At 42.2% G+C, this 15,837-nt stretch carries 14 protein-coding genes; 4 read left to right on the forward strand and 10 right to left on the reverse strand.

What is annotated here, in order from left to right; translation table 11 throughout:
* Positions 1 to 43 precede the first annotated feature (43 nt).
* From luxQ to VME0621_RS01515, 5 genes are all read right to left on the reverse strand, one after another.
* Positions 44 to 2,638 (reverse strand): quorum-sensing autoinducer 2 sensor kinase/phosphatase LuxQ, encoded by a 2,595-nt coding sequence (luxQ, locus tag VME0621_RS01495; RefSeq protein WP_062458810.1) that lies wholly within the window; start codon positions 2,636 to 2,638, stop codon positions 44 to 46.
* A complete protein-coding gene (locus tag VME0621_RS01500) occupies positions 2,638 to 3,741 on the reverse strand; it encodes an autoinducer 2-binding periplasmic protein LuxP (RefSeq protein WP_038226789.1) in 1,104 nt (367 codons plus the stop codon). The genes luxQ and VME0621_RS01500 overlap by 1 nt, the downstream gene beginning before the upstream one ends.
* A 75-nt stretch (positions 3,742 to 3,816) precedes the next feature.
* Complete coding sequence (locus VME0621_RS01505) at positions 3,817 to 4,101, reverse strand: GIY-YIG nuclease family protein (RefSeq protein WP_062458813.1); 285 nt, start codon at positions 4,099 to 4,101, stop codon at positions 3,817 to 3,819.
* 60 nt (positions 4,102 to 4,161) lie between these two features.
* Positions 4,162 to 4,821 (reverse strand): YceH family protein, encoded by a 660-nt coding sequence (locus VME0621_RS01510; RefSeq protein WP_062458816.1) that lies wholly within the window; start codon positions 4,819 to 4,821, stop codon positions 4,162 to 4,164.
* A 50-nt stretch (positions 4,822 to 4,871) separates the two neighbouring features.
* Positions 4,872 to 5,111: a hypothetical protein gene (locus VME0621_RS01515; protein ID WP_081875790.1), complete on the reverse strand. Its 240-nt coding sequence runs from the start codon at positions 5,109 to 5,111 to the stop codon at positions 4,872 to 4,874.
* Between the two features lie 166 nt (positions 5,112 to 5,277).
* On the opposite strand from VME0621_RS01515, the gene VME0621_RS01520 reads away from it, so the two are divergent.
* Positions 5,278 to 5,595 carry a DUF496 family protein gene (locus VME0621_RS01520; RefSeq protein WP_006072802.1) on the forward strand — a complete coding sequence of 106 codons (318 nt, stop codon included), beginning with the start codon at positions 5,278 to 5,280 and terminating at the stop codon, positions 5,593 to 5,595.
* 276 nt (positions 5,596 to 5,871) lie between these two features.
* Complete coding sequence (locus tag VME0621_RS01525; protein WP_006072803.1) at positions 5,872 to 6,117, forward strand: YgjV family protein; 246 nt, start codon at positions 5,872 to 5,874, stop codon at positions 6,115 to 6,117.
* A 271-nt stretch (positions 6,118 to 6,388) separates the two neighbouring features.
* Here the strand turns inward: VME0621_RS01525 and VME0621_RS01530 are convergent, their stop codons facing one another.
* Together VME0621_RS01530 and VME0621_RS01535 are read right to left on the reverse strand one after the other, a co-directional pair.
* The gene (locus VME0621_RS01530) at positions 6,389 to 6,967 is read right to left on the reverse strand and encodes an SOS response-associated peptidase (protein ID WP_062458818.1); all 579 of its coding nucleotides are present in this window, start codon (positions 6,965 to 6,967) and stop codon (positions 6,389 to 6,391) included.
* A gap of 410 nt (positions 6,968 to 7,377) precedes the next feature.
* Positions 7,378 to 9,087: a bifunctional metallophosphatase/5'-nucleotidase gene (locus VME0621_RS01535; RefSeq protein WP_062458821.1), complete on the reverse strand. Its 1,710-nt coding sequence runs from the start codon at positions 9,085 to 9,087 to the stop codon at positions 7,378 to 7,380.
* Positions 9,088 to 9,328: 241 nt separating this feature from the next.
* Here VME0621_RS01535 and VME0621_RS01540 point away from each other — a divergent pair, with 241 nt between their 5' ends.
* The gene (locus tag VME0621_RS01540) at positions 9,329 to 10,963 is read left to right on the forward strand and encodes an ATP-dependent endonuclease (RefSeq protein ID WP_006072807.1); all 1,635 of its coding nucleotides are present in this window, start codon (positions 9,329 to 9,331) and stop codon (positions 10,961 to 10,963) included.
* Positions 10,964 to 11,012: 49 nt separating this feature from the next.
* Here VME0621_RS01540 and VME0621_RS01545 read toward each other — a convergent pair whose 3' ends face one another.
* Positions 11,013 to 11,492, reverse strand: a complete 480-nt coding sequence (locus tag VME0621_RS01545) for a DUF1097 domain-containing protein (RefSeq protein WP_006072808.1) — start codon at positions 11,490 to 11,492, stop codon at positions 11,013 to 11,015.
* Positions 11,493 to 11,618: 126 nt separating this feature from the next.
* Positions 11,619 to 12,524 carry a LysR substrate-binding domain-containing protein gene (locus VME0621_RS01550; protein ID WP_006072809.1) on the reverse strand — a complete coding sequence of 302 codons (906 nt, stop codon included), beginning with the start codon at positions 12,522 to 12,524 and terminating at the stop codon, positions 11,619 to 11,621.
* 373 nt (positions 12,525 to 12,897) lie between these two features.
* Between VME0621_RS01550 and focA the strand changes: the two genes are divergently transcribed.
* The gene (focA, locus tag VME0621_RS01555; protein WP_062458824.1) at positions 12,898 to 14,346 is read left to right on the forward strand and encodes a formate transporter FocA; all 1,449 of its coding nucleotides are present in this window, start codon (positions 12,898 to 12,900) and stop codon (positions 14,344 to 14,346) included.
* Positions 14,347 to 14,445: 99 nt separating this feature from the next.
* On the opposite strand, the gene VME0621_RS01560 is transcribed toward focA, so the two are convergent.
* Positions 14,446 to 15,549, reverse strand: a complete 1,104-nt coding sequence (locus VME0621_RS01560; RefSeq protein ID WP_062458825.1) for a YadA-like family protein — start codon at positions 15,547 to 15,549, stop codon at positions 14,446 to 14,448.
* Positions 15,550 to 15,837 lie beyond the last annotated feature (288 nt).

A 15,837-nucleotide genomic window follows, 5' to 3' on the forward strand; every position in this document is an offset into this window, starting at 1 on the left:
CAAACGATTAAAAGCAGGGAAGCGAATTTCGCTTCCCTTTTTGTTACTTCTCTGCAGCCTGTTGTGGCCCTAGCTGATAGTGATATTTCTTGAAATGTCGGAGTGCTTCGTACAGCGATTTCTCTTTGATCGGTTTCACAATGACAAAATCTGCCCCAGCAGCGAAGAAGGCTTGTCGGGTTGAATCTAAGTTATCCGCGGTACAAGCAAAGATAGGTACTTTTTGATTTATCGTATTTCGAATTCGCTTAGTCACTTCAATACCTGATACAGAAGGCAACTGGTTGTCCATTAAGATCAACTCAAATGACATCGTATTTAGAATCTCTAGCGCTTCCTGTCCATCTTTAGCCCAAATCACATTCATGCCGTACTTTTCACAGAAGGCTTTGGCAATAAAGGCATTGGTATGATTATCTTCTACCAGTAACACGTTCACTATTTCAGAAAACAAACTAAAATCGATAACGGTTTCTTCAACACTTTGCTCTGCTTGTCCTATTGCCGTTTCTACCGGTAGCCTAACTTCGAATCTAGTCCCGCGACCTACCTCACTACTGACATTGATTTGGCCATCAAAAATAGTTACTAGGTTTTTAACAATCGCTAACCCAAGACCACTACCGCCATACTCACGTGTCAACGTTGCTTCCGATTGAACAAATGGGTCAAAGATCTGCTGAATTTGATCGCTTAGGATACCAATACCAGTGTCTTCAACATGGATGGTTAACCAATTTGTTTTGCTCGATTCGGCTGTTTTAAGCGCAAAGCTCACCTTGACGAAACCTTTGTGGGTAAACTTGATCGCGTTACTAACCAGATTAAACAAAATCTGATTCAATCGGACTTGGTCTGTGTTTAACGCTGTATTTGCACTCAAACTATTTTGGATAACGAGCTCAATATTCTTATGATCGCAAAGCGGCTTATAAATCCCCTCAATCGCAGTAATCACTTCTTTGAACTTGAAGTTATGCTTTTCAAGTTTAAAACTACCATTTTCAATTTTAGAGAAATCTAAAATATCGTTCAGTACTGCCAGTAGGTGTTCGCCACTGTTACAAAGCACTTCAATCTGCTCTTGATATTGTCCATCATCACCCCCTTGCTTAAGGAGCTGCGAAATACCTAAGATTCCATTCAATGGTGTACGAATTTCGTGACTCATTTTCGCCAAAAAGTCAGTTCTGGCCTTAGCAGACCACTCAGCCTCTTTACGGGCTTTGATACTTTGTTTTTCCGCCTCTACCAATTTGGTAATGTCTTGTCCTTGTGAAAGTACCAGTGTACTGTCATCTCTAGTCTGAATCGCTGATAGACTCCATCGATATACTTTTTCTCCGATAGGGACATCAATACCTGTTAATGTTGCCCCCATACTCGCCTTCATGACAAGTGGGGTCATCTCGTTTACAAATGAAACAAAGCTCTCGCTATTTGACTGATTCAATTCTTCAAACAGCTCTAGTGATTTTTTTGCTGCTGGGTTAATTTGTAGAATCGTAGCTTTCTCAGTCCAAACAATAATTGGAGATAAAGAAAAATTGAATAGATCTTGGAACAGTTTTTCCTGTTCTGACAAGCGTTCAAATGTGTTGCTTAGTGTATTACCAATATGATTGAACTCATGGATACTTGAACCAGCGAACCTCTGAACACGCTCTTTGTTTACAGCAACCTTGGTGTAAACCATCAGCTCAGACAACTCTTGAGTCACCTTTCTATTTAGCCAACGCCTGGTTAAAAAAGATATGGTGGTTATGACGATAAGTGAAAGAAAAATCCAGAACAAATAGCTATTACGCAGTGCCAGAACACTAGGGTTTCGTTGTACTGAAAAGATACTCAAGACGTCTTGTTTCGTCCCTACCGTTAAGTTTGTTTCAGTGATCAATAATCGGTTTAAATCTGTTTCTCCGCTATAAATCAAATCAGAAATTGATTTAAGCGTATAATTGTCATCAGGTGAAATAGTCGACGCAATAAATTTATTACCAAAACGCAGAATAACATCATCGCTATTGCTGCCACGTAACAAGCTCGCTAACAAACCGGCATTGTCATCAAGAACAACCCCAACAAATAGGAACCCAAGGACTTCCCCAGACTCACTCTGGATGATTGGCGTACGTCGAATCAAAGTATGCTTAAGTCCTAACTGGGAATCAGTGACCAATGCGTTCCAATTGCTGTGAATGTCCACTTTATGAAACAACTCAGTTAGACTTGAGGACTCTAAACCATAGAAAAGCGCGTTACCGTCATCCCAAATTACATCACTTAAATGACTGATAAAACGAAAGTCTGGTGAATGGATTGGTTCAAGATTGTCTTCCCGCAGAAAAAAATAGTCTAGCGAGCGAGAATCGTGATTGTTAAAAAAGCTCTCAACCGTATCACTTTTAGCATTGCTGTCTTGCAAAATTTGTAACGAAGCGAGGCGATACTCGAAGAAGTTATGTATTAAGCTACTCGTTTGGCGAGAGGTTCGTTGGACTTCTTCTTGCACAATATCCCGGCTTAAATGCCAACTTTGAATCAACACGCCAACAGTAAAGATCGTCACTACCCATACAACAGTACGGGTAATAAGAGTGGCGAGTGTTTTATGTTTATTGAAGTTCGTTAGTGGCATCAGCTTTTATCAGAATATCTAAATGCTTTCTTTTTTAATTCATCGATCCTTGATTGCGAATCTTCACTGGTAACCAGTTCAAAATCACCGGAATAAACCGTTGGTACTGGTTTTCCTTCAAGATCCCACTTAATGGCTTCCGCCATGGCAACACCGGTATCGTCATTCATTCTCATAACGGTTACATCAAGTTTATTATTAGCGATTGCATCCAGTTCGGCAGATCCCCCTCCCCAGCCATTAATAACGATATCATTTCGTTTAAGTTGCTCTAGGGCATCAACAGCACCTAAAGCTACATCCGTTGAGCAGGCGTAAATAAAGCTAATATCTGGGTTCTGTTGCAAACTACTTAATGCCGCCTTGTAGCCACTCTCTTTATTCGCTTTAGTGTAATAGGACGAAGCGAGTTGATAGTCCCCTGACTCTTCCATGTCTTGGATAAACGTACCACCGCGTGCATCGCTAACGTAACCTTCTGAAAAATACAAAACAGAATAAGAGTGGCTATTCTGAAATCGCTGTTTAAAGTAACCCGAGAGTAGATGACTGCCGATCACATGGTCAAAGCCAACATAAAGAAATGGAGGGGTTTCATCCCATGCTCTCACTGGTGTAGTGATATTCTGCAGGATGAGTTTTGTATCAGTAGAATGAATAACGTGCTCAATAAACTTACGATGACGTGTCGTATCTAGTGTAAAAATCAAATAACCGGATTTATTTTTCACCGCTTCCATCAACGAAACACTTTGCTGTCGCAAATCTATATTGGGTCGAGTAAAAACTTGGTTTAGCTCATAGTTGATACCAAGTTCTTCCATACGTGTCTCGAACGCTTTAATGTTTCTTACCCAATAATCAGAAACCTGTTGACCGGGATAAACTACTGATATTGTGACAGGTTTATTTTGCTCGACAGAGAGTGGTGTTGGCTGTTGCCTAACCACCTCGGAAAGTTCATTGGTAAGCTGTTCTTGAACAGGATGGGCACGGAGATATTCTTGGTAATCCCAATAGCCCGGCAATATTTCACTCGCTGCCGACTGAGTGGCGAATGGAATGATTATGGAAGCTAGCAAAGTTGAATAGATTCTGTTCATGTGTTGCTTATCATTATTCTGTTATAGAACAAGTGTATACAACATCGATGTGTTCAGCCAGTCATCTTGCTACTGTTATTTTCGCTCGAAACGGACAGCCTGCTTTACTAGACCTTCTTTCTGCGTTTTCTTGAGCTTCTTAATAGCTATTTCTGTTTTTAGAGCTTCACTTTTGTTTATTTCGGATTGACTCCACACAAGCTGTAAAGGTCCTTTACCGCGTAGCGCTTTTGCTCCCTTACCCTCTTGGTGTTGTTTAAAGCGCCGCTGCAAATCATTAGTAATCCCGCAATACAGTGCCGATTGAGACGTTCTAATAAGGTAAACAAACCAGGATGGCTCTTCGTGTTCAACTTCCATAACTTAATTTCTAAATACGCTAAAAAACAAGGGTAGCGATAATTGCTACCCTTTCTCGCATTACATAAGTGAATTGACCAGCGCCTTTAGCTCACTAAGCTCAGATTTTAAAGATTTAACTTCTTGCTCTAGAGCTTCGATACGTTCGGTCGTCGGAGTGGAGACGGAAACTGGCCCGGCAGATTGCTGCGCAAACTCCTCAATATCGATTTCACCACTGAATAGGTGCATATATCTCGACTCGCGTTTACCGGCTTCTCTTGGGAGCTTAACGACAAGAGCCCCACCTTCGCGACTGCTCATTGCATCTAAAACAGCTTCTACCTCTTTAACATCCGTGAACTCACATAAACGGTTAGTTCTAGTACGCAATTCACCCGGAGTTTGAGCGCCTCTCAACAGCAAACAACATACGATACCTTTTTCCTGAGCACTGAGTTTTAGGTCACCAAATTCGGTGTTACAGAACCTGTGTTGAAATTTCGATACACGGCTATTAAAGCTACTTTCATCGCTCACTAAACGGCGAGAAATCAATGCTTGAGCTGCATCTTGAACTTCGGCTTCTGACAAAGATAACACTGGGTCACGATTGCTTTTTTGATTACATGCTGTTGTTAGACTATTCAACGTAAGGGGATAGTGATCGGGCGTTGTCACTTCTTTTTCGATAAGGCATCCGATAACACGAGCCTCGACCAAGGAAAGTTCTATATTCATTGTTATATCCTTTTATTCGCTTTAAACCTTACAGAAGTAAGCATACGTACCTAGTGTTCAGAAAGAAACGGAACCCTAATGAAATTGCCATCTTGGTCGACCATCACAACCTTACTGCGGTTGAGCTCAACTTCCGTCACTTCCAGTCGAGAACGCTCATTGATATAAGCTCCCTTCAGTTTCCTTGACGGCGAAACTTGAGGTTCCTCTTGATTGATCACTATGTCACTTTTGAATTCAGGAAGTGTTTTTGAGTGAGGTAACATGGTTTTCTTTAAATTGACAAACATTGGGTTCGGAAATCATAGCGCTAAGTGAGCTATTAACTCAATTGTTTCTTTCTTGAGTGATGACATTATGAGCAATAGACCGTCAGTATTGATCTAAGGGCTGTTATATCGAGTTTTGTTATGCTTTAATCAAGCTAGATTTTGACAATAATTTAGGAAAGGACTTATGAGTAGCGTATTCGAGATCGTTGCACAAGCACGTCGTAAGAACAAACTAAAACGCGAGCTTCTAGATAACGAGAAAAAAGTTCGTGATAACCGTAAACGTGTAGACTTGCTAGAAAACTTGATGGACTATATCAAGCCTGAAATGACTCACGATGAAATCGTCACCATCATCAAAAATATGAAAGCAGACTACGAAGATCGTGTTGATGACCACATCATCAAGAGCGCCGAGATTTCAAAAGCTCGTCGTGATATCAGCCGTCGTATTCGCGAACTGACTGAAGAAGACAAGCAAATGGTTCAAGGTAAGAAGTAATCGCCTAACCGGATTTATAAGCCCGCTTTTAAAGCGGGCTTTTTTTTTAACATTTTACTCAACAAAAACCGTTCTTCGTAACTAAGGTCAGCCAAAAAAACGTTTGCGTAATCGCTAACCCTCTCCGAACACAAAAGTGAGGCTTCCATCACAGAACTCTGGCTGATATAGTGCACCCGAATTAGCAACACCGTTCGAGGCAAGGAGCTTCCTCGTAAATCTCATGATGAGAAGAATAGGTACCAGACTCACTGGCAAGATTTAGAGGAGCACATTATGGACATTAATATGGTTGAGTTATTGGGTTATGCAGCATCAATTATGGTGGCTATCTCATTAACGATGAAGGATATCGTAAAGCTACGAGTGTTGAACTTTATCGGCTGTGCATTATTTACAGCTTATGGGCTGGCTATTGATTCTATGCCAGTTGTTATCACCAACGGCTTTATAGCTTGCGTCAACGTTTACTTTCTAATCAAGATGCAACAAGAAAAGCGTGTTGTAAGCTCTAACGCTTAGTACAAACAGAATTCGAAAAAAGCCTCACTAGATGAGGCTTTTTTTATACGTAATGGTTTCTTGCTTAAAGTCCAAACCAACGGCTGAACCACGTTATTTCACCGTAAGCAACCAGATCAAAAATTGTCAAAAACACAGCAGTAATAATCGCTAATTTCACCAGTTTATAAGCGATGAGCATCATACCAAGTTTACCCTTTGTATTTGAAAGTCTGAAAGATTTTACTTCCTTCTCGATGAATCACAAGTGATGTTGTTTTCACTTAGCTTTTTATGCGGGCCGGCAAGTCCAAGCATTACGTATTAATCCACTTTTCAACAAGGCCTCCGCTTCGAGAGCATTGCAATTAAGCCAATCTGAAACCGATTCAGCCGCAAGCAGCGCTGGCATACGGTGATGATAGCGTAGATACTCCTGTGTCGGTGCAGTGGTGAGTGTGATAACCCGCGTCGACTCCGGATAACCAATAGCTGCCATATACAAAGGCGACTTATCTGCTGCATAAAATAAATACTTGGTTTTGTTTTCAGTGGACGAGGTTCCTTGACTCCATTCATACCAACCAAAGCATGGTACAACGACCCTATGTAAAGCAAAAGCTTGTTGAAAAGTCGGTTTAATAGATACCGTTTCAGCTTGAGCATTAATAATCAACTTACTACTCCAGCTTGTTCGGAGCCCCCAACCAAGTGGACACTGAAATAATTCTTGTTCGGGAGACGCAACAATGCATTGAAGCCCTCCGCTCGGCCGAATGTCTAGATTGGGAGCGGCATAAAAAGCAATGCCAAGTTGACGTGATACAAATTGGCTAAATGGATCATCGATAATGTTAAGTCGACCGCACATAGTAAAACTAAACCAGTTTTTTTTGATAATTATAGAGGATCACGTGCGATTTCTCTTGACGACGCAAGCCTTGGCTCTTAGTTTTGTTTACGGAACGCCTTTGCTTGCGCGTCTGGAACGGCCGAGATTAAGCAGTTCTCGGCCAACCCCTTTCTTATCAGCATCTAAGATAAAAAATATCAAAAAAAAAAAGAAGCCAGCTCGTTTGAGCTGGCTAAAGTGCAGTGTGGGCTAAATTGCCCCTCCTGGTATAAAGTAGACTAGTAGCGACCATGCGCCTATCCAACTCAGTACCACAAGCGTATCAATCCAATCTCTGTTCCACATGGTTCCTCCAGTGAATGTGGCGCAATCTGTTTCGATAGACTGCAACCGTCAAGATCAGTTCAATAAAAGCAATTTACGTTCCATTATTTTGGAACCGAGTCTTTGTTTTCTCGGTTTACTCTATTCACAACATACGGTCTATCCGATAAAAGCTTTATAAAACAATCAGCCATAGACCAATTTGTAACGGTACCTGTCCCTTCCATATTTAATATGGCATCGTAGCCCTCTTTTCCTTTCATGGTGTAAGCGCTTGAACTGCCAGTATATATTTTGTTCAACTCGATGGACTGGTTAGCAATCTTAATATCTGTAACTCGAGCCCCTTTAGGTTTGTCTTTGTCATAATGAAACTCAAGTTGCGACGTATATGGATAACTGCCTGAACCCGTTCCTATAACACCATTACCTATTGCGTTGTCGATTGCGCCTTCGATGATACGTGGAATGTACTTCCCTTTTATCTTGTAGATGCCTATCGGCACGGCAAAAGGCAATAATTTTCCGGCAATGTCTGCAACCGAAATAGCGCCGCGATTAAGTGAATTGCGCACGCCACCGGCATTATGAATAGCAAAGTCAACCTGATGACCAAGCGCTTTCATGGTGTGTAAAAATGACGCAGCGACGAGAGGAGCTATCTCACTACCGCCCTGTTCGTCTGGAAGCCTAATGTGTCGAAGAGTATGATTCAGAGTCGTCACTTTTTGCTCTTGTAATGCCTTTACTCTAGGACGGTACTTATCATTCATTATCTGTTTGATTGACGGATGTTTGCGACAAACTTGGACGTTCGGATGCGATTGAACTCTATCTCGAATCGCTTCATAAGGAATGGATGATACCTCACCGTCTACATCCATAAACACTCGGCGTCCGACTAACAGTTCGTTTTTGCCGTAAAAGCTCACCACTGAACCATCACTATCAAACTCAATTTCACAATGGCCCATCATCATCGCATGGTAACCCGCTTGAACCACATATGTGCCATTCACATTAACGCCATAGTGATCTTTGGAAGCCAATCCTAGCTGAGAAAAGTCACCCTGTAACACATGGCTATGTCCGCCGATAATAAGCCCAACACCTTCCAATTGGCCCGCTATTTCAAGGTCGGTCTCATAGCCCATATGGCTTAAGATAATGATTTTATTGATACCACTTTGTTTAATGGCGGCGATAGTCGCTCGCGCAACCTCTAGCGAAGACTCAAAGCTTGTATCACAGTCCGGGTTCGCGATGTCAGCCATTTTGTCGATAGACAAACCAAAGATGGCCACTTGTTCGTTCCCAACACTCTTCACTATCCATTGTGCAGTTTTTTGCTCCACATCATATTGGTATAGATTCGGATGCCCATTTAGCGGAAACTCTTTGTCCCCCTCTCTAGAGAGGTTCCAGTTACCCGCCAATAACGGAAACTCTATTTCTCTAATGAACTTCCCGACAGGTTCATTACCCATATCAAGTTCATGATTACCCAGTGCCATCGCATCTGGTCTAAGTTCATTGAGTAATTCAGCGTTTGCTTCGCCCTTAAATAAGGAGAAGTACAGCGTCCCTTGAAAACAATCACCTGCATGTAGCAGCAAGAATGCCTCATCATCCGCCTGTGCTCTCAGTTGTTCGACTCGAGTTGCAATGCGTGCAAAGCCGCCAGCGCTAACAAATGGTTGATATACAGTTTCGTTATGGACGATGGTTAATGGAAGAGACGTTGGTTCAAAGTATGAGTGAGTATCATTGATATGAGCAATCGTTAGTTTGAGAGGTTTATTGTTTTTCTTCATAGCGTTTCTCTGTTATCTCCCCTCTGATGTTAGACCGCTTTATGTGACATTCCAATGAAGTTCTTGAAATACAGAGCACATTATACAGGTCTGTGTTTGATATACATCACATAAATTCTCTAGGGATATTTGAAATTAATATGAGCTTGATTACAGCTCATTCTCGAAAACCCTCTTATAATTGATTGAGATAGTTAGTATTTTCGATTCTACGTACTAACTACAACTTAAGGAGAATTGGATGAAGTTAGAACGCATTGATATATCCGGTTTTCGCGGTATTAAGCGCCTCTCTCTCGCGCTCAATGACCTAACCACGTTGATTGGTGAAAATACATGGGGTAAATCTTCTTTACTTGATGCCTTGTGTGTTGTACTTCCTGCTGACGGCGAACTGTATCAGTTCGAAATGAAAGATTTCCACGTCGATTACGCCGCTTCACATCCCCAAACGAGGCACCTACAGATTATTCTCTCCTTTGTAGCCACTGAAAGAAACGAAACTCACTCAGGCCGTTATCGCAAGCTCAAACCTATCTGGCAGCAAGACAGTAATGGAGTAGAACGTTTCTATTATCGAATCAGCGCTACATTAGAAGGCTATGATGTCACTCAGCACTATGCCTTTCTTGATGTAAATGGTTCTCCGCTACGGTTACACCACTCAGAGAAATTAGCGCAAGAGTTGATGACACTTCACCCTGTCATACGACTTAGAGACTCGCGTAGATTCTACCACCATGAGATTGCTACTAATGGTCATAACTCACGCTCTGAAAAGCGAATTAATAACACAGTGCGTCGATTAATGGCGATACCTGGCCATGTGAATAAAGGAGAAATGAAAAGTAGCCTCAACTCGATGAAGGTGTTGGTAGAGCACTATTTTTCATTTAAAAGCCATTCACGAGGACTTTCCAAAAATGGCAATCGCGATGGGGTATTCTTCTCGCGGCCTTCAAATGAGCAAAATCTCTCCCAAGTGATCGATGAAACGAAGAACCATCAAACGCGGTTGCTGCTATTGGGGTTGCTCAATGCTTATCTACAGGCAAAAGGTCCAACTGAACTCAGACGTTGCGCACGTCCAATACTCATCATTGAAGATCCTGAAGGTCGTTTACACCCAACTCACCTCTCCCGCGCGTGGAGCTTATTGCAAATGCTTCCTATGCAAAAGATCCTCACAACGAACAGTAGTGACTTACTCGGCGCAGTCCCACTGGAATCTATCCGCCGACTCGTCAGACAGTCTGATAAGACTGTTACGACAAGTATTTCTCCTAACAACCTAACTAAAGATGACTTGCGACGGGTTGGTTTTCATATCCGATTTCATCGTTCCCGCGCACTTTTTGCACGTTGTTGGTTACTGGTTGAAGGCGAGACTGAGGTATGGCTGTTCAATGAGCTCGCTAATCTTTCGGGCTATAACCTATCCGCTGAAGGCGTTCAAATCATTGAATTTGCACAATCAGGTCTTAAGTCTTTGATCAAAGTCGCTCAAGCATTTGGTATTGACTGGCATGTTGTTACGGACGGTGATGCTGCCGGAAAGAAATACGCAACTACTGTTATCCATCAATTACATGGCGACCATCCGCGCCATCATTTAACCGAATTACCCGATAGAGATATTGAGCACTATCTGTATACACATGGTTTTGAAGATTTCTTTAGGGATCTCATCAAAATTCCTCATGACCACCCAATACCACCAAAAAAGGTGGTCACCCGTGTACTCAAAAAGTTTGCAAAACCCGACCTCGCACTGGCGATTGTCGCAGAATGTGAAGAAAGAGGACCAGACAGCATCCCTCTATTGATAAGGTGGATCTTGAAACGAGTTGTGACTATGGCGAACGGTAATACTTAATGAAAAGCCTGATATCAATTGTTTTGATACCAGGCTTTAACTTTGAAATTCAGTCTTTTACTAACTCTTGAGTCGTTTTGACGGAAAGCTGTTGATGTAACCAAAGTCCACTGGCTTTCATTGAATAGCCAAACAGTCCACCAAGCACTAAAGACGGTACAACGATTTGCCAGTCACCATTGGCTGCAAAAGTTGCGCAAGCACCAATAAACGTACCTGGAATGTAACCTAACCAATCACGTTTTGCTTGAAAACACATAAAGAATGAAACTAAAGCCGTCATTAAATAGCCAACGATCTCTAGGTTGACCAGTGAAGAGCCATGAATGATCACTAAAGCCCAAACGACACCAGACATATTGGTTAGTAAGCTTTGTGCTAAACCTTTTACACCATCTTTCGGTGATGCAAAGTAACTTGTACACCCTAGGAACCCGGCCCACGATAACAAACCTAACGACATCGCTGTCCATCCCCAGATGCCAGAGAGAATACCTGTGGTAATTGAAATAGCGATTAGTGGACTCATAAAGGGTTAACCTAGCAAAATGATTGATTATGCTAGATTAACAAATACACTGAATATTGACGTGATTATGATCACGTTAAAATTATTTACATTACATTGCGTACATTAATTATGTGATACATATCACTATAAAACTGAAGGACGACCTTTCATCATTCGTAGCCCCTCTCTCTTTGCACATTCAGCTAAAGGGTTTTCGGCCATATCAGCACGCCAGATGAATGACAGTGTGCGTTCCATTTCTAGTTCGGGAACGTTCAACGCAACCAACTGACCAGCTTCAATAAAGCGCTCTACATCAAGATATGGTAAGCAAGTTAGGTACTGGCTATTTGCGACCATGCTACGAAGCACGGGTACGTGCTCGTATTCGCGCCAGACATCTAAGTCTGCAATGAGATGGTGAATGGAGCTATCAAAGATTTTACGAGTACCGGAACCATGTTCGCGCAATACCCAGCGCGCTTGCTCCAGTTGAGCGAGACTCACTCTATCTCTTTTTGCAAAAGGGTGATGGGCAGATGCCACCACAGTCAAGTGGTCTCGACACCAAACTTCTTGGTGAACTCGATTATCGTCGCAACGACCTTCAATAATGCCAAGGTCGTATTTGTAATCCAAAACACCTTCGATAACTGAGTCTGTACTCTGCACTCCCAACGTAATTCTCATTTCTGGGAAGTCGTTGTCGATTGCACTAATAAGATCAGGGACTAAGTGTTCTGCTGGTGTTTGACTAGCACCAAGCTTTAATTCGCCACTCAATAGATGCTGTTCGTAAAACCCCATCTCAATTTGCTGGGCGTCTTGTAACAAGCGTTTCGCTTTTGGACGCAGCCAGACTCCCCAATGGGACAACGCCATCTGCTTACCCTGACGTTCAAATAAAGGGCGGCCAAGCATTTTCTCTAATTGCGCTAACGACATGCTAGTGGCTGATTGGGTTAAAGACAGCTTTTCAGCAGCTTGACTGACACTTCCTGTATCGGCTACTGCATCAAATACTGCTAACTGCTTTAATGAATATCGCATCTGCTTTCCTTCCACTACTAAATCTAAATTGAATGCCGCAATCAATTCTCAGGCGTCGACCGGACATCATCAGTTTCCCTTATGCTGCCCGTCAGGTGGATTTTTGTGATTATTATTTCACCACCAAGAATCTTATTAACCTGCCAATCTCTCACTTAAAAACAGTACGTTATGGACAACAGCCCTTATTCTACCTTGTGCAGATAAGTTATCAATATTTCTGATTTAGATTTTAAAAATTATCAATTTTACCACTAGGTACTCTACCCCTTAATCTAGATTCGAACACGGCAAGGGGCCTTGTTCTCGCACTTTGATTAAGGAGTTATGAAATGCGCGAAACATCCAATACGACAAGAGTAAGGAGTCATTAATGGCATCAGCTAGCTCCGACAATCATCTGCTCTTTTCGCCACTTGAAATGATGGCAGAAGCTGAAAAGTTTGCCTTAAGTAAAGCGAAGAAAACCAGTGGGATGACGATGAGTCTGGCCATCATGGCCGGGGCCTTCATTGGGCTTGCATTCCTTTTCTACATCACAGTTACGACTGGAAGTGCAGATGCAGGATGGGGACTAAGCCGATTAGCGGGTGGACTCGCATTCAGTATGGGGCTGATTTTAATTGTTATTTGCGGCGGTGAGTTATTCACCAGCTCTGTTCTCTCGAGCATCTCGTGGGCAAATAAGCAAATCAGTTTCAAAAAAATGCTGTCAATTTGGGGAAAGGTCTATGTCGGCAACTTTATCGGCGCAATGTTCTTGCTGTTGATTGTGTCAGCAGCCGGACTTTACCAAATGGACAACGGTCAGTGGGGCCTTAACGCATTGAATATCGCTCAACATAAGCTCCATCATACGTGGGTACAAGCTTTTGCATTAGGTGTGCTTTGTAACCTACTTGTTTGCTTGGCGATATGGCTAACCTTTAGTTCAGCGAACGCTATGACGAAAGCTGCAATGACCGTCTTACCTGTCGCTATGTTCGTTAGCAGCGGTTTTGAACACTGCGTAGCCAACATGTTTATGGTGCCACTTGGAATCGTTATTCAGAACTTTGCGGGCAGCGAGTTTTGGGCGGCAACGGGTACAACCGCTGCACAGTTTAGCGATCTAACCCCAATGCACTTTCTCACTAATAACCTAATACCAGTCACGCTAGGTAACATCATCGGTGGCGCGGTTTTGGTAGGACTTGCCAATTGGAGCATCTACCGAAGACCACAACTAAAAGCAGCAAATGTCACTGCAATCACAACAACTACTGCGCTAACGTCAGTAAAGGAGACGCAAATGAACAACAACATCATCGTAAAAGACATCATGAACACTCAACCGGTAACGCTTAGTGTTGAAATGCCTACTGCTGTTGCACTTGATACGCTTTTAGACCACAACTTAACAAGCGCACCAGTCACCGATATTGAAGGACGTTTGGTTGGTTTCTTCTCTGTCCACGACGTAATGGTCGACCTTTGGTGCCAAGACTACATTCCTGAGCAAGGTCAGAAAGTAGTGGACTTAATGAGCCGTGATGTCGTCGCCATCAATGCTACCGAAAAGTTGGTTGATGTGGCTGAGTTTCTTTGCATCGACAAAGAGCAGCTATATCCGGTGAGCTCTATGGGCATCGCTACGAGTTTCTCTACTCTATCACTAGAAGAACGTGCTAAAGCGATGAAGGTCAGTAAGCCACATGTACTACCGGTTCTTGAAAATGGTGTCTTAGTAGGAGTGCTGTCTAGAGCAGAAGTTATGAAAGCAGTTCGCCCAATCTATGGTAAACGCCTAAATATTGTTGAACGTGAGCTTGAAACTGCATAGTTCGACACAAAAGTTTTTGGCTAGGAAATAAGTCGTTTGGCCGAAAAAAGCCCCGGTGTAAAAACCGGGGCAATCTTATTCGTAAAGACTTAGTTATTATTATTTGAATGTATAAGTTACGCCACCTGCGACCATGGTATCTTTGATTTTACCAGCATTGCCTTTATTCGTTTCAGCGTAACCAAATGAACCTTTAATAATCCACTCTTCTTTTTGACCAAAATTATATCCTGCACCGATCGCAATTGCGTTGGAACCATTAAAGTTCGCTGCACCAGCACCAATACCAAAACCACCCTGACCAAATTGCATTTGGCTCATTGCACCTACCATAGCGACACCGTTAGATACACGCCCCTCTACTTTATCGATTTTGCTGTCTAGGCGCTTAACTTCTTGGTTGAAGCGTTGTTCTGCTTGTGCAGCCCAAGCACGTCCATCGGCGATAGCTTTTTGGTTGTCGGCTATATCATTGCGAGTATCAGCTCTATCTTGATCTGTAGGGTCAATCGGATTCGGCATAGGTTTCATATCATTGTCTACAATTTTGGCATTTATGTTGGCTCCTTGACCATCACTAAAATTTATGTGGGTCGCATTGCCATTTTCATCTACTTCGACTCGAACTGACTCTCCAGTACTCGGGTCGGTCAAAGTATATGAGCCATCCTCCAGTTTCTCTCCAAATTTGACTGGTTTCCCGTTCTGTATCCCAACGATTGAATCACCTTTTAGCTCAAGTTTATTATGAGCGATTAGAGATTCAGCCATTGCCTGTGCTTCTTTGGAGTGAACATTGATTTCTTTAAAGCTATCTCCACCTGAAATGGCACCATTATTTGGATTCCAATTATCTTCTTGTACTACAACTGTTCCAACATCTATTTTCGTTTTTCCATCATTACTACGTGTTGCAGTACGAACCTCAATATCACCATTTTTATCTAGTAGTAATCTGGTTTTCTCACTTCCATCTTTCGATTCGAAATAGAATTGGCCGTTTTCTAGTGTCGAAATATGCTTACCATCTTTAATTAAAAATGTACCGCCTTTACGCTCGACCACTTGGTATCCGTTCTCAGCCATTACACTTTCGATCTCTGCTTTACTACCACCTCCAACTATACCGTGATTTTCTACTGCCGCAAAAGCCGTAGTTGATAGTAAAGCTGTTACTGATAATGCTATAAGTGTCTTTTTCATAATTAAATTTCTTCGTATCAATAAGGAAAATAGGATTTATTATTTGGCGACTATCCCTTCGCCCTATCGAAACATCAGCCACTCACCGTAGACCAATCATTTCGCCAATTACCGAGCCGTTCCGTTGGTAACTGGTGTGCTCATTGCTGAGAACGAGGCGAATGTTAGATACAAAGATTTTTCTAATGTAGTTGAAGAAAATTAGTTATTTATAGAAAGCAGTTAGCGAAATATTAATAAATGATTCGCAACTTAAGAGAAAAGGAAATCTGACGATAGTTATCAGTA

Origin of the sequence: Vibrio mediterranei (assembly GCF_900088415.1) — a bacterium.
GTDB lineage: Bacteria > Pseudomonadota > Gammaproteobacteria > Enterobacterales > Vibrionaceae > Vibrio > Vibrio mediterranei.